Raw genomic sequence first — 16,908 nt, forward strand, 5'->3', positions numbered from 1 at the left:
GCCGGATAGATGGTCTATGTCAAATGGGTGTTCATCATTGTTTTCTGGGGCTTGGTCGCCGCAGTTCTGGAATATACCCTGCCGCAGCAGGATGTGGTGCGGATCGTTAAAACCGAGGTAAGGCGCGTCGATTTTGGTGAAAACTCGATTTTCTGGGCACAGCAGGATACTGGTCAGGAAGGGGCCCAAACAACCAACCGCGATGTGCGTTTTGTCGAAACCTTCCGCCCCAACGGCAAGCCGCGTGTTTACCGGAACGAGGATACCGGCTGGGGCTGGCCGCCCTACTTCAAACTCGACAGCTCGAACCTTCAGGCCGAGTTGACCAACCTCGTCTCAACTGCTGCAGACCCGCAATGGGTGGTGATACGGCACTATGGCTGGCGCAATCAGCTTATGTCGATCTTTCCCAACGTAGTGTCGGTACGCCCGGTGGACAGCCCTGATGTACGGCTGATCCCCTGGTTCAATATCATCTTCCTGACTGTCTTCTTTTCCATCGTCTGGGCGATCTGGGTGCGCTGGCGCCGGTTCCGGCAGCGCCGCATAGACCCGATGCTGGAGAATGTCGAAGACGGTATTTACGCGGCAGGCGATGCTATTGAAGAGAAGCGCAACGGTTTTCGCCGGTGGCTGGACAGCTGGAAATCTAAATGAGGGCGGGGGTCGTTTGACCCAAGCCCTCGCGGTTTTCTCTATCTGACCACGAATTCCGCGTGCAGCGCCCCGGCGGCCTTGATCGTTTTCAAAATGTCGATCATGTCCCGGGGTGAAACACCAAGGGCGTTCAGGCCGGCAACGACCTCGGACAGCGTGGTGGCTTCGGGGATTTCGGCCAGTCCGGTGCCTTCTTCCTCTTCGATCCCGGCAAATGTGCGGGGAACGACAACCGTTTCGCCGCGAGCAAACGGGTTGGGTTGAACCGCAATCGGCGACTCCTCAACCGTCAGGGTCAGGTTGCCCTGCGATACCGCCACGCGAGAAATGCGGACCTCTTGCCCCATGACGATGGTGCCCGAGCGCTGATCGACCACCACGCGGGCCTTGGTTTCCGGCTCGACCAGAATGCTTTCAATCCTGCCCAGCGCGTGCGCTGTGGAAATCGCCTGCGTCGCGGCGATGTTCAGTTCTACCGTGCCGGAATCGCGCATGATCGCCACCGCCCGGTTGAACTCGGTGTTGATCGCAACCTCGATGCGGCTGGCAGTGGTGAAATCCGGTTCGCGCAGGGCGAGGCGCATTTGCGTCAGTGTCGAGAGGTCAAAGTCGATCTCACGTTCGACGCGCGCACCTGAAGGGATCACACCTGAGGTCGGAACCCCCTGCACGACGGAGGCGGCTTCTCCCTCGGCCACGGCACCACCGGCCAGAACCGTACCCTGTGCCACTGCGTAAATCTGACCGTCCGCCGCGTTCAGCGGCGTCATAATCAGCGTTCCACCCAACAGGCTTTTGGAATCGCCGATGGCTGACACCGTCACATCGATCTGCCCGCCTACACGCGCAAAAGGCGGCAGGCTGGCAGTGACCAGCACCGCCGCCACGTTTTTAGGGCGAAAATCCTCTCCGTTCACATTGACGCCCAGCCGTTCCAGGATGCTCGACATGATCTCTTCGGTGAAGGGAGAGTTTCGCAATCCGTCGCCGGTGCCGTTCAGCCCGACAACCAGACCATAGCCCACCAAGTCATTCCCGCGCACCCCGTCGAAATCCACAAGATCTTTCAGGCGGATCGCACCTGCCGATGCGATCCCGGGCAGCAGCATCAATAAGAAAACAAGAAGCTTCATCTCAGAAAATTCACCAAGGACAGGTTCGCGTTGCGAACGGTGACGGAATACAGGCTCTCCAATTGGAACTGCACGGTTTGCAACTGCGCGGCGGTTTCATATGGGTCCGCAGCGATCAGTTTGTTCCGGCTGTATTCAAGGCTGGTTTGTGCGGCACTGTTGCGGGTGGCGGCCTGTTCGATCCGCGCCTCGGCCGCCCCTACATGCGCGCGCAGGTTCACGATATCATTCTGGGTATTCGCCAGATCGACACCCAGTTGCGTGAACAAAGCCGTGCGCTGATCACGCGGCAGGTTCAGCCTGTCATCCGACACCAACGCCGCAACGGCGATATCACGCAACGCATCCTTGATCGCTGGATCCGTTGCCGTGATCGGAATGCGGACGCTTTCATTCTCAGAGATTTGCATCGCGGCCAAGGCGGTGTCCGATCCCTGATAAATCACCGCGTCAAAGCCGGTGGGGTCGGTGAACCAATCCTCGGCCGCCTGTCGAATATCCGCCACTGTGGCGTGTCCCGTCAACTCGGCCTCCAGCGCAGTCAGCAACGTATCGGTGGAGGGCAGGGGCGATACATCCGTGGCCACTCCGGAATACAGGCTGCGCCCACCCGCCCGCGTGTTCAGCGCAGACATGATCGTATCCAGCTCATTGCGTGCCTGCACCGACGCGTTCTCATGACTGACCGCCTGGTTCGAGGTGCCAAATGACAGCAAAGACGCAGTGTATTCGCTGACCGAGTCATTAATTGTCGTCAGGCTCAACTGCATCGCATCGGTGAACAGCCCGGCCTCGGCCGTGGACACCTTGTAAGCGTCCAGACGCGACAGGCTGCGATCCAGATCCAGCAGGTGCGAGTAATCGCCATCCAGGCGCCCAGAGACATCGTGAACCTTTCCGGTGGACATCTCGTACGACAGGGTTTCGATTTGGGTTTTCAGTTCGGCCGAGCGGGTCTTTAATGTCATGCCCCGCGCCAGATCACCGATAGACATCAAATTCATCATCACAACCTCAACAGAGTGTTCATCAATTCGTCCACCACCGAGATGACCCGGGCATTGGCGGCATAGGCTTGTTCGATCTGCATCAGGCGCTGTAGCTCCTGATCCGTATCGACGCCGTCTTCAGCCTCGATCCGGGCCATTTCCAGCTGCGCACTGTTGGCAAAGGTCAGGCGTTGGCTGGCCGTGTGTGCGTTTGCGCCAGCTTTGGACGAAAGCGCTTCGGTCAGATCAGAGGCGCGCATGGCGCCGGAGCCAAAGGGTGAACCGGCGACAGGGCGCGCGTCGTTGAGAATGGCGCCAAAGGCCTGCAACTGCGTGGCATCGCCCGGATCACCGGGGGCCACAGCGCCCAGCCCGTCACGTAGCCGCCAACTTTCGCCACCTCTGTCGGGATCGACAATCACGTTCAGGCTGATGCGCGAGGCCAGCCCTGCCGGGGCGGTGGCATCAAACCGGTTGCCCGCATCGGTAAACAAGCCTGCATCGGTGGGCAGCGCGGTGGGGTCCAGACCGGGGGTTTCGAACCGTTCGATCAGGTCCCGTGCGACCGAGTCCAGATTAGCTTGTGCTTCCACAGCCAGCTCATCGCGGATCTGGAACTGAGCCATCAGCGCACCGCCGCGAATCTGGGCAGTGTCGCCACTGGTTCGCACCGGGTTGCCATTCATCTCCAGCCTCGACAGCAGGCCGTTGCCGACGGTCATATGGGGTTTGGTATCGCCGGTGGTCGTAAAGGAAAACTGCACCGCGGTGCCTTCCAGCAGGATCAGGCCACCATCGGAATACAGCGATACCTGATCGTTCGCCCGTGGCACTGCATTGACCGGTATCAGCTCGTTGACCTGATCGATCAGCACCTGCCGTTGGTCCAGCAAGGCCCCGATGTCACCGCCCGAGTGCTTGACCGAGGGGATTCTGGCATTCAGCTTCTCGATATCCCTGAGCGTTTGGTTCAGGCTGTCCACCTGCTTGCCGATTGTGCGGTCCGCGTCCGAGCGTAGCTGCCGCACGCCTTCGGAAGCAGAGTTGATCCTGTTGGCAAGATCGCGACCGGTGCGGGCGACCTGATCCAGTCGCTCGGACGAGTCGGGCAGGCTGGCGGCGGTGATCAGGCTACTGTCGAAATCGGCCAGCCGGGTCGCGAGCGAGGCGGGGTTATCGACCTTGCCGATATGGCTTTCGACCTTGCTGTGAAACCCGGACATAGCGGTTTGAAACGCCAGATCCGCATCTGTCGCGCGACGATTGGCGGTCAGGACCGGGTCTTGGTTGCGCACCACGCCAACCGTTCGCACCCCATGACCCGAAATCGCGTTTGTCGTCAATTCCAGCGACCGTCTGGCAAAGCCGGGGGTCAGCGCGTTGGCGAGGTTGTCCGACACAACCGACGTCCCCCGGCCCGCGGCCGTAAGACCGCTTACTGCGTTGTTAAATGCCGTCGTCATATTCATTGGGCAGCCCCCCTTTCCGGATCAAGACCCAAATCAGCGTTTGATATTGGTGGTTTCCTGCAGCATCTCGTCGACGGTCTGGATCACCGTAGCGCTGGAGGAATAGGCGCGTTGGGTCTGAATCAACGAGGTCAGCTCTGTCGCAATGTCGGTGGTCGACTCCTCGCGTGCGAAAGACACCAGGTCACCGGTTGGCCCTTCACCTGCGTTCCACAGGAAGAAGGTGCCGCTTTCGCGGGACGGCGCGTAGGTCTGGCTGTCCAGCGCGGTCAAGCCGTTGGGATTGGGCACATCCGCCAGTGGGATTTGGAACATGCGCCGGCTGACACCGGTGTCATAGAACGCGTAGACATAGCCGTTCTCATCGACCTGAACGCTGGTCATAGTGCCCACCGCCGACCCGTCGCGCGTGATCGAAACCGGTGCGAAAGTGTCGGACAGCTGCGTAATGCCATCAGCGTCACCGATCTGGCCAATATTGATTTCCATCGGGCCACCGGCGACGTTCACCACAAGGCTGCCGGTGGTCGGATCGTAGGCCCCGCCGGATACGGTCGTCACGCTTGCCAATGTGCCGCCAGCGGTCCGGCTGTCGGTGAAGGTCAGAGTGTATTCCCCGATCACCGCCCCGCCTGAGGCCGAATCGCGTAGGATCATGGTCCATTCATTACTGCTGCCGGCGGCAGGAACGGTTGGAACCAGCTCGATATCGACGCTTTCGGATTTGCCGAGATTGTCAAAGTATTCAACCGATAGGGGCTGCGTATCACCCGGCGCGCCAGCATCAGTCGCGGTTGCGGGCAAGTTCATGCGCAGGTTCATTGCCGTGGTCGGCGCGCCGGACAGCTGATTGACGCTTAACTGGATCGGTTCCAGCGCTGCCGGTGTGTCCCGCGGCACTGCCGGAATCGTTCCGTCCGGATTTGCGCGCCAGCCCAGCAGGACGAGACCGGATTCGGTGACCAGATACCCTTCTTCATTGGTGCGGAAAGACCCGGTGGTGGTCAGCTGCATCTCATTCGATCCGGCCGCGATTTGCGAACTTGGGCGCACTGGCAACATGCCCCGACCCCGCACGGCTAGATCGGTCGAGTTGTTGGTGGTCACCAGCGACCCGCGCTGGTCAATCAACCGTTGGCTGGTGGTTCTGACCCCGCCTGCCGAATAGCTGCCACCCTGGCCGGATGTGACCATCGAATGAAAATCCGTCTCGACCCGTTTATAGCCAAAGGTTGAAGAGTTCGCGATGTTGTCCGAAATGGTGGCCAGCCGGTTGGCGTTGGCCTTCAATGCGGCCACACCGGCATTCAGCGAGGAGGAAATCGTCATTGGCACGCCCTTCTGTTGCGTCAATCTTTGATGCAACAGCTAAAGCACTGCCTCTTAACAGCGCGCTAACAGGTAAAATGCGCTCTATCCTCTGGCCCTCAGGTCTCGCGCAGAAAGATGATCTCGATCCTGTTGTTGCGCGACGCCATCGGGTTTTTATCCGACAATTCACGGTCTGCGTGTCCGGTGACGCGATCCAGCCGATTGGTTGCAAACCCCTTATCTTCGAGCAATTGGCGTACCACCTGCGCGCGTGAGGTCGATGTATCCCAGGACGGATCGCGCGCTAGAACCACGGGCGAGGCGCGAACGTGGCCTTCAACCGCCACATTATTGGTCACCAGATCCGAAGACCGCGCCACCAGCAGCGCCAGCGCCCGCATCATCGGGGTCGGCTCATCCGTTCCCGATTCGAACAGAGGCTGATCCTCGGTATCGAACAGCTCAACCACCAGGCCTTCGTCGGTGACACGCGTGACAATGTGTTTCAGCACTTTGTCCGAAACCATGCTTTCCCCAGTATGCCCCAGTAGCTGGGCCTCGAGTGTCGAGAAATCGTCGGACACTTCTTTGCCGCCATCGGGGTTCACCCCGATCGATCCGCGCGCCTGCCGGGCGACCGTGGGGTGCCGTTTCGCCGCCCCCGAGCCATCCATGACCATGGTTTGTTCGGAAAACATGTTGTTGCCGCCAAAGGCCCCGTCACCGCCACCGGAAACCGGATTCACCGGAATCGTCGGCGAGAAGTAATCCGCCAGCCCTTTGCGCTGTTTCTCAGTCGTTGCGTTCAGCAGCCACATCAACATGAAGAACGCCATCATGGCCGTGACAAAGTCGGCATATGCGACTTTCCACGCGCCACCGTGGTGGCCATCGCCACCTGACACACGTTTCTTCTTGATGATGATTGGCGCCGCATTGGATTGCGCACCCATCTCCACCACCTTTTTTATCACCCGACTACAGGGGTAGACGGGCAGGTCTTAAGGTGGGCTTAACACTTAAAACTGTCCGGACTTCTCTAGTGTGGAAGGTTGGCGCTGGCCCGCCGCAGGATCAGTTGCAAGCGGTTGAAGCTGTTCTTAATACCGTCCGGCTCGGCTTTGCCAAAGAACGTATCCAGTTCCTCGTGCACGCGCACAGCCTGATCCAGGAGCGGGTCCGCGCCCTCGGCATAAAGCCCGGCCTTGATCATCACCTCTGACTGCTCATAACTGCCGACCAGTTTACGTGTTTCCGAGATCATCTGGTTTTCTTCAGGTGTCGCGGCACCCGGCAGGCTGCGCGAGACCGAGCGGCTGAGATCGATGGCCGGGAATCGCCCGCGCTCAGCAATCTCACGGCTGAGCACGATATGACCGTCCAGCACGCCGCGCAGGATGTCAGCGACGGGTTCATCCATATCGGACCCGGCGACCAGTACGCTGAACACGGCGGTGATATCGCCCTGATCTGCGGTGCCGGGTCCGGCGCGTTCACAGAGCCCGGCAATCAGCGGCGTGACAGATGGAGGAAAGCCGCGCAGCGAGGGGGATTCGCCCATCGCGACGGCAATCTCGCGATGCGCCTCGGCAAAGCGGGTGACGGAATCGGCCAGAAAAAGCACGTTCAGCCCCTGATCCCGCAGGTATTCCGCCACCGCCATCGCCGACCAGGCGCAACGCCGACGCGCCAGCGCCGACTGGTCCGAGGTCGCCGCCACCACGACCGAGCGTTTCATCCCCTTGGCCCCCAGCGCCTGTTCGACAAATTCATTCACCTCGCGCCCGCGTTCGCCCACCAGCGCCACGACCACCGCATCCGCCTGCATTGACTTTGCCAACGTGGCCAAGAGGGTGGATTTGCCCACGCCCGACCCCGCGAACAGGCCAATCCGCTGCCCCTGCACCACGGGCAGCATGGTGTTGAGTATCGCCAGCCCGGTCTCCATCCGTGCGCCCAGCGGTTTGCGCGCCACCGCAGGGGGCGGCGCGCGCATGATGTCCTGCTCCTGCGTGCCCGACAGCAGCGGTTTCCCGTCCAGTGGTTTGCCGAACGGATCGACCACGCGCCCCAGCCAATGCATCCCCGGCGCAAAAGCCGGCGTCTGATCCAGAATCACCCGGTCGCCCAGACAGACCCCATCGGGCGCAGCCGTTGGCATCATGTGAATCACATCCGATTCGACATGCAGCACTTCACCCGGCAGATCAGGCCCGCTGCGCCGCCGCAACGTCAGGTGGTCACCGATCCGGGCCTGCCCCTCAAGCCCCTGTATTTCAACGACTCCCCGCGCCACGCCGGACACGCGGCCCATATGGCGCACGGCGGACAGGCGGTCGATTTCGCATTTCAGAAGCATCGGGTCGAGATCGGACATCGTGGGTTCTCCAACGGGTTTCTGAAAACGGTTTCTAAAGGAATCGGGGTTAAGCCTTGATTGAAATTGATCGAGGGAGAAGCCCCGATGTTCTATGACCTGAACGTCTTTAAGACAGCGCACGCAATGGCAACCCATGCCGGGCAACGGCAGGCCGTCGTGGCGCGCAACATGGCCAATGCGGATACGCCGGGTTACCAGCCGCGCGATATCGAGGCCTTTCAGAAAGCATTCGAAAACTCGGGCCGCGAGATGGCCATGACCTCCACACGGTCTGGTCACCTGAATGGGGCCTCTGGCCCTCAGCCCTGGGCCGAATACGAAGTTACGCCCTCGGGCGACCCCAATGGCAACGGCGTGTCTGTTGAGGAAGAGATGTTCAGAGCGGTCGAGGTCAAGCGGCAGCATGATCGCGCGCTGACCATCTACAAATCCTCGATGAACATCCTGCGCAGCAGCATTGGCCGGTCGTAAGGAGCGCCAGACATGAGTGACTTTTCCCATTCTCTCGCGGCTTCGACCAGTGCCTTGCGCGCGCAATCGGCGCGGTTGCGGCATGTGTCTGAAAATATCTCAAACGCCGACACGCCGGGCTATCGCCGCAAAACCGTGCCGTTTGAGACGGTGCAGAAAGACGGGCGCGACGTGGTGCAGGCCGGGCGTGTCAAACTGGACCGCCGCGACGGGACACGTATCTATGACCCTGGCCATCAGTTGGCGGATGAAACCGGTCATTATCGCGGCTCGAATGTCGATCTGATGATTGAGATCGCTGACGCCCGTGAAGCGCAGCGCAGCTACGAAGCCAATCTCAAGATGTTCGACCAGACACGCCAGATGTCGTCGAGCTTGATGGAACTCCTCAGAAGATAAAAGGACACCAGAATGGATATCCGATCCCTGACCGCAGCACAGAACTACGCCGTTGCGCGCCCGGCCACGCAGGCCGATCCGAACCACGCCGGACTGGCGCAAGGTCTGCGCAACACGTTTCAGGACTTTGCCGCGACACTGAAACAAAGCGAGCAAGTCTCGCAGTCCGCAATGACCGGGCAGGCCGATCCGCACGCGCTGGTGCAGGCACTTGCACAGACCGAATTGGCCGTGGAGACGGCCGTGGTCGTGCGCGACAAAGTGGTTGAAGCCTATCAGGAAATCCTGCGGATGCCGGTCTAATCTGATGCTAAGCGAAGGTCTCTTTTATGACATCGTGCGTCAGGCGCTGTGGGTCGCGGTGATCACTTCGGTGCCGATCCTGGCGGTGGCGCTGGTGTCGGGCCTGATCGTCGGCCTGTTCCAGGCGCTGACCTCGGTGCAAGAGATGACGCTGACCTTCGTGCCGAAGCTGATCGCCATCGTCATCGTGTTCTGGATTTCGATGGGTTTCATGACCCAGACGCTGGTGACGTTTTTCACCACAACGCTCATCCCACTGATTGCAGGAGGCCGCTGATGGACACAGCTTACGTCACCTTGTCCCGCCAGTCCGGACTGATGAATGAAATGCGGCTGGTGGCGAATAATATCGCCAATGCCAACACCACCGGATACCGCGCGCAGGGTTTGGTGTTCTCGGAGTATGTGCGCGACATGCCGGGCAATCCATCCCTGTCGATGGCACGGGCCGAGACGCGCAATACCTCGCTGCAGCAAGGCCTTCTGACTGAGACCGGAGGCCAGTTTGATTTTGCCATCGAAGGCGTCGGGTTTTTTATGGTCGAAACCGCATCGGGCAATCGTCTGACGCGGGCGGGCGCCTTTTCCCCAAGCGCCAAAGGCGATTTGGTCACGATGGACGGCCACCGGGTGCTGGACGTCAACGGCGCACCTGTTTTCATCCCGCCGGATGCCGCCTCGATCGATGTGGGCAGTGACGGCACGCTCAGTATCGAAGGGCAACTGCTGGGGCAGATCGGCGTTTACCGCGTGGCCGACCCCAGCACGTTGGTGCGCGAGGGCAGCACGCAATTCCGCGCCGAAGGTGAGATTGAACCGGCGGAAAACCCGGTGGTTGTGCATCGATTCCTCGAAGGGTCCAACGTCAACGCCATTCATCAGGTGACCAGGTTGGTGGAAATTCAGCGCGCCTATGAGCTTGGGCAGAGCTTTCTGGAAACCGAAGACGAGCGCGCGCGCGAAGCGCTAAAGGCGTTGATGCGCTGATTTGTGAAAAGGAGATTTCAACATGCGGGCTTTGAAAATCGCAGCAACGGGCATGACCGCGCAGCAGATGCGGGTCGAGACGATCTCAAACAACCTGGCGAACACGAACACCACTGGCTACAACGCGCGCCGGGCCGAGTTCGCGGATCTGCACTATCAACAGATGGCGCGAGCCGGGACAGTGAACGCCAATGACGGCACGGTTCTGCCGACCGGTATTCAGCTGGGTCTGGGCGTGCGTCCAGCAGCTGTCACGGTGCAGCTGGCGCAGGGCGGATTGTCGGCCACAGGCAACGATCTAGACGTCGCCATCGAAGGCCGTGGTTATCTTGAGGTGACGCTGACCAACGGCCAGTCCGGCTTTACCCGCGACGGCAGCCTGAAACGCTCGGCCGAGGGGCTGATCGTCACGTCGGACGGGTATGCGGTAGCGCCCGAGATCACCATTCCCGACGATGCGCACTCGATTTCCATCAACGCCTCGGGCGAAGTCTATGCCTATTTCGACGACGCGCCCGAGGGACAGCTGCTGGGGGAAATCACGCTGGCCAGTTTCTCGAATGCCAAAGGGTTAGAGGCGATCGGCAGCAATCTGTTCAAGGAAACCGAAGCTTCGGGCGCACCAGTGGTCGGTACCCCGGGCGAGGACGGGCTGGGTACCTTGCGGCAGGGCTATCTTGAGGACAGCTCTGTCGACGCGATCCGCGAGGTGACCGAACTGATCGAGGCGCAGCGCGGATATGAGATGAACGCCCGGGTCATTTCCGCCGTCGATCAGATGATGGGCGCAACCACACAGGTGCGGTGATGCGGGTTCTGATCCTGATTTTGGGGTTGCTGATGCCGGTGTTGGCGCAAGCTGACATCGTCGTGCCGACCCGCACCATCCGTGCCAAGGAAATCATCTCGGCCACCGATCTTGAAATCAAAGCGCAGCAAGTGCCCGGAGCGGTGGTGGATCCCGAATTTCTGATTGGGCAGGAGGCTCGTGTCGCGCTCTATCCCGGCCGCCCGATTCATGTGGGGGACGTTGGTGCGCCTGCGCTGGTAGATCGCAACGATCTGGTTGTGTTGATCTTTGATCGCAAACCGCTGTCGATCACGGCAGAAGGCCGCGCGCTGGGGCGCGGAGCCGCCGGGGAACGTATCCGGGTGATGAACTTATCCTCCCGCACGACCGTGACCGGACTTATCCGGCCCGACGGCCAAATCGAGGTGAAATGATGTCAGGACTGTCGAAATCTCTGTTGTTTGCGGCGCTCGCCGTGTCGGCCTGCGGTCGGGTGGATCATCTGGGCAAGCCACCCAGTTTCACCCCGAATGAGGACTCGCCCGAACATGTTGCCATGTTGTGGCCAGGCCTTCCGCTGCACACGCAACCACAGCGCACTGTCGATCGGTCCTCGCTATGGAGCGGCGGTCAGCAATCTCTGTTAGGTGATCAGCGGGCGATCAAGAAAGGTGACATCTTGACGGTCGTGATCGAGCTGGATGAAAAGGCCGAGTTTTCGAATGACACAGAACGGTCACGCTCAGCCTCGGAAAGTCTGGGGATCGTGGGTCTGTTCGGTCTGCCGCAACGTGCAGCCAAACATCTGCCGGAAGGTGCATCGCTTGCGGACGCGGTCGAGATCGACTCGTCGTCGGAAAGCACGGGCGAAGGGTCGGTGAAGCGCAAGGAAAAGCTCACCTTGCGTGTGGCTGCAACCGTGGTCGATGTGCTGCCGAACGGTGTGTTGTCGATCTCGGGCTCGCAGGAGCTGCGCGTGAACTTCGAACTGCGTGAGCTGTTGGTCGCAGGCTATGTGCGGCCGCAGGACATCTCGCGCCAGAATGAAATCACCTATGACAAGATTGCCTCGGCCCGCGTGTCCTATGGTGGGCGCGGGCAGATTACTGACGTGCAGCAGCCGCGATACGGTCAGCAGGTTCTGGATGCCGTTTTGCCGTACTAAGGAGCAGATGTGATGAAGAAATTGTTGCCTGTCATTTTTTTACTGGTTGGTCTTGGCGCCGGTATTGGCGCTGGCGTCATGCTGCCCCCTTCGGAACCGAAAGAGGCCGCCAAACAGGAAAAACTGGATAAGCCCAAGGAGAAATCGGCTCAATCAAAGGACGGCAAGGCGGGTAAAAAGGACAAGGCAAGTGATTATGAATACCTCAAGCTGACCAAGCAGTTTGTGGTGCCTGTCGTTGCCACTGAGCGTATCGAGGCGCTGGTCACCATGTCTCTGAGCCTTGAGATCACCCCCGGCATGACCGAGGCCTTTTACGCGGTCGAGCCAAAGCTGCGCGACGGGTTCCTGCAGGTCATGTTTGACCACGCCAATACAGGCGGTTTCGACGGCGCCTTCACCGAGTCCGATAACCTGAAAGTGCTGCGTAAAGCCCTGCTTGAGACGGCGCGCAGAGATCTGGGGGATGACGTCTCGCAGGTTCTGATCATGAGTGTCAGCCGGCAGGATGTCTGAGCCAGGCGGCCCAGCCGAAGCAGATTAACCTGACAGCTTCTTGTTCAGTGCGCGTTTGCGCGCTGCTTTCTGTGCCGCCGACAGGTTCGCAACAGCCTGCTGGCGGCCAAACGCAGTGCGTAACGCCTCCATCGCCGTCAGCTTCTGTGCCCGCAACCGGGCGAGTTCCATGTTCAACTGGCGGCGCGTGGACGATTCCCAACCATTCCACAGAACGTCTGTACCGGTAACTCGATACCCCTCGGCCGAGGCGCTGTCCTTCCGGGTTTGCTGAACCTGAGCATCCAGCCGCACCAGTTGTTGCTGGACTCGGGCTTCGGCTTCGATCAATGGGCGTAGGGCGTTGTATTCCTTTTGAAACGCCGCTTCGATGACTTTTTCGAGGTCTGAGTACCCGTCTTGTGTCATCTGATCTGCCCCTTTACCCGTTTGCGCATCGCCTCGGCAAACCGGATGGCAGCAGCCACGGGGCGATAATGTTCCTCGGCGATTTCCTGGCCGATCTCGACCGCCGCATGAAGCGCGCGCGCGGTGGGCGGATCGGAATGAATAGGGACACCGGATTCGGCAGCGCGCGCGCGAATCGCCGCGGCGACTTCGTCCACGCCTTTGGCCACGCAGACCGGAGCCGAACCCGTCGTTCGAGACCATTTCAGCGCCACCGCATAGTGGGTCGGGTTGACGATTACCACATCAGCCGAGGGCACATCAGACATCATCTGGTTTGTCGCGATGTCCTGCGCGCGCTGTCGGCGTTGCTGTTTCACGTGCGGATCGCCCTCGGCATCTTTGGTTTCGTCTTGGATTTCCTTGCGCGACATCCGGTTCTTGCGCATGTGCTCGGCGTATTGCCACAGATAGTCCACCGCTCCGATCACCAGGGCCACAGCGATGACAATGAACAGGAAGCGAAACAGCAAGGTCATCATCAGCATCACCGAGGATCGCGCTGGGGCTGCGCTAGCAGACAGGATTTCGCTCAGGTTCGAGCGCAGGAACAGCGCCAGGCAGGTGCTGTAGATCACCAGTTTCACAAAGCTCTTGGCAAATTCGAACAGACCCCCGCGTCCAAATTTGTTTTTCGCGTTGGAAAAGAGCGAGATGCGCGACAGCTTCGGTTTCAGCTTGCTGGGCGCAAAGATCAGTGCGCGCTGGGCGATCAGGCTGAGCAGAACCGCACAGGCGGGTAGGGCAAACAGGACTGAGACGGACAACAAGGCGGTTTTCAGCATCCCTCCAACAGGACTGGCGGCCGGGCCGTCGGTCACCAATGGGGCAAAGGTATCCGCCTGGTCGATCAGGACGACAAACAGGGTCCCCAAATGCTGGACGCCAAACTGACCGGCGGCGAACAATGCGATGAGAAACCCGGTATAGGCAGCCACAACTGACAGGTCGTTGGATTTGGCAACGTCACCCTTTTCCCGCGCTTTCTGCAGTTTCTGCGGCGTCGGCTCATAAGACTTGTCACTGTCGTCATCTGATCCGCTCATCGTGTGCCCTCAAGCGGGTTCACCATGAAGGCGAACAGGGCGTCGGACCACACCGACAGGATCAGAGGGGTGCCAGCAAACAGCAGGAACAGCCCTGCAAAGGTGATGGCGGGGGCGCCGACAAAGGCCACCATCAGCTGCGGCATCGCGCGGTTGATGACCCCCAGTGCGAGGTTATAGATCAGCGAGGCGATGACAAACGGCATGGCCAGCGCGAAAGCCATGCCAAAGCTGCGCGCGATCTGCTGCACGCCCCATTGCGACAGATCGGGCGCCATGGGAGCAATACCCATCGGAAACAGCGAGTAGCTGTAGATCAGGAACTGCGCGACGCGAATGTGCAGGCCCAGCAGCACCGCCAAGGCCAATCCCGCCAGAGTTAGCAGGTATCCCATCGCAGGGACCGGGTCTGCCGCCGCACCACCCAGAATCTGAGACAATGAGGTCGCCTGCGCCGCAATCGATCCTGCCGTTTGCAGGGCCAGAACGAAAAGGCGCAGGCCCAGGCCCAAAACCCCTCCGATCAGGGTCTCGACCACAATCATCCGTGCCAATGGAAACAGGTCAGGTGCGGTCCCTGCAGCCTGCACCGCAGGCGCCACAATCAAGGTGAACGCCACCGCGATCCCGAGCTTGACGCGGGTCGGGATGCTGCGTTCCCCGAAGGCGGGCAGCAACGAGACCATGGCAGAGACGCGCAGGAAGACGGCAAACATATGCCACAGACCCTCGCCCAACTGGGGCAGAAGCTCTGGCGGCAGCGAGATCACGCGGGCACCGTTCCGACCAGTGCGGGGCGTGCCTCAAGCCCGATTTCTTCAAAGGACAGTACTGGATTGGCGACTCCGCGCGCATGCATGATGGTGCGCAGCAGCCTGCGCCGCCGGGTCGAGGTGACAAGGGCCGGGAACACCCCGTGATCGGCGGATTGTGTGACGCTGTCGACCACCCCATCGGCCAGCTTGTTGAACAGGTTTGGCGGCAGCGCCACGTCCAGCCCGGCATTTGGCGCGTCGATTTGGTAGGTGGCGAAGGTATCTTCCCATTCCGGGGCCAGCTGAATCAGGGGAATCGAACCATCCTCGCGTTTCATCTCGGCCACCAGCTGGAAGCCCAGCCGTTGCCGAACCAGCTCACAGATGCCCTCGGGCTGGGTGGTGGTCAGGCGCGCCTCGGCCACGCTTTCCAGGATCAGGGCCATGTTGCGGATCGAGACACGCTCGTCCAGCAACAGCCGCAGCACCGCGTGCAGTGTGTCGATCGGAACTTTGTCGGGGATCAGCTCATCCAGCAGCTTACGGTTGGCCTCGGCGCGGACCGGATCGCTGAGGCGGGTCATCTCGGACAGTAGGCGGCGCAGGGATTTCAGCGTCAGCAGGCGCGAGAAGTTCTGTTTGATGATCTCCAGCAGATGCGTGGCCAGGATCTCGGGTGGAGAAACAATGGTTGCCCCGCTCATCGCGGCGGCCTCCTGATCCTTGGGCAGAATCCAGCGGGCTGGGGCGCCATAGACGGGCTCGGTCACGTCACTGCCCTCGGGCAGCATATCGCGGTCGTCCTGTACCAGTGCTAACACCAGATCAGGGTTCAGCACTCCGCGCGCTTGTTCGACCCCCTGCACTTTGACCACATAGGTGCCCATGGGCAGATCAGCGCGGTCGGTTAGGCGGATATCAGGCAGGATCAGGCCAAAACTTGACGCGACATAGGTGCGCATATTGGCAATCCGCGCGTCCAGACCGGTGCCGGGGTTCAGCACCATGCTGACCAGATCGGGGGCAAACTCCAGATGCACGTCGTCCAGATCCAGAATGTCGCCGATAGCCTGCGAGACTGGCGTTTCATCCTGCGGTGCCGGGTCCATTGCGGCCTCTTCCTCGGCCCTTTGTTTGCGATGCACGTTGAAGGCGGCATAGCCCAGCACACCAGCGCCCAGAATGAAGGGCAAAAACGGCAGGCCGGGGACCAGCGCAAACAGCACCATCAGGATCGCGACCGTTCCCAGCGCTGGCGGGTGCTTACCCAGTTGTGAGAAAATCGCGTTGTCGGTGGCGCCTTGTGTGCCGCCGCGCGCCAGCAGGAGGGCAGAGGCGATGGAGATGATCACCGCCGGGATTTGCGACACCAGCCCATCGCCGACGGTCAGGATGGCATAGGTCTCGAACGCCGCAGAAATCGGCATCCCGTGTACGATCACGCCCATGATCAGACCCATCACGAGGTTCAACAGGGTGATCAGCAGACCGGCAACCGCATCACCTTTGACGAATTTCGACGCACCATCGAGTGAGCCGAAGAAGGTCGTCTCCTGCTGTTCTCTCTCGCGCCGTTCCTTGGCCTGTTGATGGTCTATGGCCCCGGCGGACATGTCGCTGTCAATTGCCAACTGTTTGCCCGGCATTCCATCCAGCGCGAAGCGCGCACCTACCTCGGCCATACGTGCGGCGCCTTTGGTGATGACCATGAAGTTCACGATCAGCAGCACGCCGAAGACCACCAACCCAAGGAAGATGCTGCCGCCCATGACGAAATCGGCAAAGCCCTCGATCACGTCACCGGCGGCATTGGGGCCGGTATGCCCCTCGCCGATGATCAGCTTGGTCGAGGACACGTTCAGCGACAGGCGCAACATCAGCGAGGCCAGCAGGATTGTCGGGAAGGACGAAAAATCCAGCGGTCGTTCGATGAACAGCGTCAGCGTGAAGATCAGGATCGCCAGCGCGAAGGACGCCGCCAGCCCCACATCCAGCACCCAGGCGGGCATCGGCAGGATCATCATCACGATGACCGTCATCAACGCCAGCGCCAGCAGCACGGTCGGAGAGAACAGGGAACGGGCGTCGAT

At 60.5% G+C, this 16,908-nt stretch carries 20 protein-coding genes; 10 read left to right on the plus strand and 10 right to left on the minus strand.

Features of this window, described 5'->3' with window-relative positions; translation table 11 throughout:
* Positions 1-9: 9 nt before the first annotated feature.
* Positions 10-657, plus strand: a complete 648-nt coding sequence (locus ACXAGD_RS18095; protein WP_475212331.1) for a DUF1523 family protein — start codon at positions 10-12, stop codon at positions 655-657.
* 38 nt (positions 658-695) lie between these two features.
* On the opposite strand, the gene ACXAGD_RS18100 is transcribed toward ACXAGD_RS18095, so the two are convergent.
* The 6 genes from ACXAGD_RS18100 to ACXAGD_RS18125 form a co-directional block, all read right to left on the minus strand.
* Positions 696-1,790 (minus strand): flagellar basal body P-ring protein FlgI, encoded by a 1,095-nt coding sequence (locus ACXAGD_RS18100; protein WP_475212333.1) that lies wholly within the window; start codon positions 1,788-1,790, stop codon positions 696-698.
* Positions 1,787-2,794: a flagellin gene (locus ACXAGD_RS18105; RefSeq protein WP_475212335.1), complete on the minus strand. Its 1,008-nt coding sequence runs from the start codon at positions 2,792-2,794 to the stop codon at positions 1,787-1,789. The genes ACXAGD_RS18100 and ACXAGD_RS18105 overlap by 4 nt, the downstream gene beginning before the upstream one ends.
* A gap of 2 nt (positions 2,795-2,796) precedes the next feature.
* Complete coding sequence (gene flgK, locus ACXAGD_RS18110) at positions 2,797-4,248, minus strand: flagellar hook-associated protein FlgK (protein ID WP_475212338.1); 1,452 nt, start codon at positions 4,246-4,248, stop codon at positions 2,797-2,799.
* Positions 4,249-4,281: 33 nt separating this feature from the next.
* The gene (locus ACXAGD_RS18115) at positions 4,282-5,577 is read right to left on the minus strand and encodes a flagellar hook protein FlgE (protein ID WP_475212340.1); all 1,296 of its coding nucleotides are present in this window, start codon (positions 5,575-5,577) and stop codon (positions 4,282-4,284) included.
* 98 nt (positions 5,578-5,675) lie between these two features.
* Complete coding sequence (locus ACXAGD_RS18120) at positions 5,676-6,512, minus strand: flagellar motor protein MotB (protein ID WP_475212342.1); 837 nt, start codon at positions 6,510-6,512, stop codon at positions 5,676-5,678.
* Between the two features lie 86 nt (positions 6,513-6,598).
* Positions 6,599-7,918, minus strand: coding sequence for a FliI/YscN family ATPase (locus tag ACXAGD_RS18125; RefSeq protein WP_475212648.1), 1,320 nt, complete (start codon positions 7,916-7,918; stop codon positions 6,599-6,601).
* A gap of 105 nt (positions 7,919-8,023) precedes the next feature.
* Here ACXAGD_RS18125 and ACXAGD_RS18130 point away from each other — a divergent pair, with 105 nt between their 5' ends.
* Genes ACXAGD_RS18130 through ACXAGD_RS18170 form a run of 9 tightly spaced genes read left to right on the plus strand, consistent with a single transcriptional unit; the run spans position 8,024 to position 12,570 of the window.
* The gene (locus ACXAGD_RS18130; RefSeq protein ID WP_475212650.1) at positions 8,024-8,410 is read left to right on the plus strand and encodes a FlgB family protein; all 387 of its coding nucleotides are present in this window, start codon (positions 8,024-8,026) and stop codon (positions 8,408-8,410) included.
* 12 nt (positions 8,411-8,422) lie between these two features.
* Positions 8,423-8,809 (plus strand): flagellar basal body rod protein FlgC, encoded by a 387-nt coding sequence (gene flgC / locus ACXAGD_RS18135; protein WP_475212344.1) that lies wholly within the window; start codon positions 8,423-8,425, stop codon positions 8,807-8,809.
* 12 nt (positions 8,810-8,821) lie between these two features.
* Positions 8,822-9,112 carry a flagellar hook-basal body complex protein FliE gene (gene fliE / locus ACXAGD_RS18140; RefSeq protein ID WP_475212346.1) on the plus strand — a complete coding sequence of 97 codons (291 nt, stop codon included), beginning with the start codon at positions 8,822-8,824 and terminating at the stop codon, positions 9,110-9,112.
* A 4-nt stretch (positions 9,113-9,116) separates the two neighbouring features.
* Positions 9,117-9,389 (plus strand): flagellar biosynthetic protein FliQ, encoded by a 273-nt coding sequence (locus tag ACXAGD_RS18145; RefSeq protein ID WP_058282142.1) that lies wholly within the window; start codon positions 9,117-9,119, stop codon positions 9,387-9,389.
* The gene (locus tag ACXAGD_RS18150) at positions 9,389-10,099 is read left to right on the plus strand and encodes a flagellar hook-basal body complex protein (RefSeq protein ID WP_475212348.1); all 711 of its coding nucleotides are present in this window, start codon (positions 9,389-9,391) and stop codon (positions 10,097-10,099) included. Before ACXAGD_RS18145 ends, ACXAGD_RS18150 begins: the two co-directional genes overlap by 1 nt.
* Positions 10,100-10,121: 22 nt before the next feature.
* Positions 10,122-10,907 carry a flagellar basal-body rod protein FlgG gene (gene flgG, locus ACXAGD_RS18155; protein ID WP_475212350.1) on the plus strand — a complete coding sequence of 262 codons (786 nt, stop codon included), beginning with the start codon at positions 10,122-10,124 and terminating at the stop codon, positions 10,905-10,907.
* The gene (gene flgA / locus ACXAGD_RS18160; RefSeq protein WP_475212352.1) at positions 10,907-11,323 is read left to right on the plus strand and encodes a flagellar basal body P-ring formation chaperone FlgA; all 417 of its coding nucleotides are present in this window, start codon (positions 10,907-10,909) and stop codon (positions 11,321-11,323) included. Before flgG ends, flgA begins: the two co-directional genes overlap by 1 nt.
* Positions 11,323-12,054 carry a flagellar basal body L-ring protein FlgH gene (gene flgH / locus ACXAGD_RS18165; RefSeq protein WP_475212354.1) on the plus strand — a complete coding sequence of 244 codons (732 nt, stop codon included), beginning with the start codon at positions 11,323-11,325 and terminating at the stop codon, positions 12,052-12,054. The genes flgA and flgH overlap by 1 nt, the downstream gene beginning before the upstream one ends.
* A gap of 9 nt (positions 12,055-12,063) precedes the next feature.
* Positions 12,064-12,570, plus strand: a complete 507-nt coding sequence (locus tag ACXAGD_RS18170) for a flagellar basal body-associated protein FliL (protein WP_475212356.1) — start codon at positions 12,064-12,066, stop codon at positions 12,568-12,570.
* A gap of 24 nt (positions 12,571-12,594) precedes the next feature.
* On the opposite strand, the gene ACXAGD_RS18175 is transcribed toward ACXAGD_RS18170, so the two are convergent.
* Genes ACXAGD_RS18175 through flhA form a run of 4 tightly spaced genes read right to left on the minus strand, consistent with a single transcriptional unit; the run spans position 12,595 to position 16,857 of the window.
* A complete protein-coding gene (locus tag ACXAGD_RS18175) occupies positions 12,595-12,978 on the minus strand; it encodes a hypothetical protein (RefSeq protein WP_475212358.1) in 384 nt (127 codons plus the stop codon).
* Positions 12,975-14,063, minus strand: coding sequence for a flagellar type III secretion system protein FlhB (gene flhB / locus ACXAGD_RS18180; protein WP_475212361.1), 1,089 nt, complete (start codon positions 14,061-14,063; stop codon positions 12,975-12,977). Before flhB ends, ACXAGD_RS18175 begins: the two co-directional genes overlap by 4 nt.
* A complete protein-coding gene (locus tag ACXAGD_RS18185; protein WP_475212363.1) occupies positions 14,060-14,833 on the minus strand; it encodes a flagellar biosynthetic protein FliR in 774 nt (257 codons plus the stop codon). The genes flhB and ACXAGD_RS18185 overlap by 4 nt, the downstream gene beginning before the upstream one ends.
* Positions 14,830-16,857, minus strand: coding sequence for a flagellar biosynthesis protein FlhA (flhA, locus tag ACXAGD_RS18190; RefSeq protein WP_475212652.1), 2,028 nt, complete (start codon positions 16,855-16,857; stop codon positions 14,830-14,832). Before flhA ends, ACXAGD_RS18185 begins: the two co-directional genes overlap by 4 nt.
* Between the last annotated feature and the right edge of the window lie 51 nt (positions 16,858-16,908).

The organism is Ruegeria sp. ABF4_144, assembly GCF_056160045.1.